The sequence below is a fragment of the Microbispora sp. ATCC PTA-5024 genome (assembly GCF_000511135.2).
GTDB lineage: Bacteria > Actinomycetota > Actinomycetes > Streptosporangiales > Streptosporangiaceae > Microbispora > Microbispora corallina.
Genome location: NZ_KI866522.1, coordinates 2028622 through 2029269, shown reverse-complemented (window position 1 = coordinate 2029269; position 648 = coordinate 2028622). Strand labels below are relative to the sequence as shown.

Sequence of the window (648 nt, the reverse complement as noted above, 5' to 3'; positions counted from 1 at the left end):
GACGCCCCGCCGGCCTCACCGGCCGAGTCGGCGGCGCCCGGCGTCCCGGCCGTCCGGCGGGCGTTCCGCAGGCCGCCGCGCGCGCCGTTCGTGCTGCTCGTGGCCGGTCTCATGTGCGGCGGCCTGGTCACGCTGCTGCTGCTCAACACGGTGCTCGCGCAGGACTCCTTCAAGCTGAGCGACCTGCGGTCGAGCATCGACGAGCTGCACCAGCAGGCCGCGGCCCAGGAGAACCAGCTCCGCGTGTGGAGCCAGCCCAACGCGCTGTCCGAGGCCGCCAGGGAGTACCTGAGGGACGACAAGTCGGCGCCGCAGTTCGTCACGACGGGGCCCTCGGCGGCCCCGTCCGGCGAGGCGACTCCCGCGGCCCCCCAGGGGGAGGGCGCGGTCCGGTGAGAGAAGGCGGCCGGAACCCCGGTCCCGGCCGCGGCGGTCCCGGCGGGCGAGGCGGTCAGGGTCCGGGCGGCGGCAAGAGGAGCACGGGCTCCTCGGGCAGGCCGTCCCGCCTGGACGGGCCGCCGCGGCCCGGACGTCCCGACCACCCCCTCCCACCGGGTCGTGACGACCCGGCGGACCAGCGCGGCGTCCGCAGGAACGGCGGCGGGCCCCACCCGCAGGAGGAGCCCCGCCGTGGCCCCGCCACGCCCC

1 pseudogene is annotated in these 648 nt (G+C 78.4%); it reads left to right on the top strand.

Going from position 1 to position 648, the window contains the following annotated elements:
• Window positions 1-396 (top strand): annotated as a pseudogene (locus MPTA5024_RS08930) (hypothetical protein); the annotation flags it as partial.
• Between the last annotated feature and the right edge of the window lie 252 nt (window positions 397-648).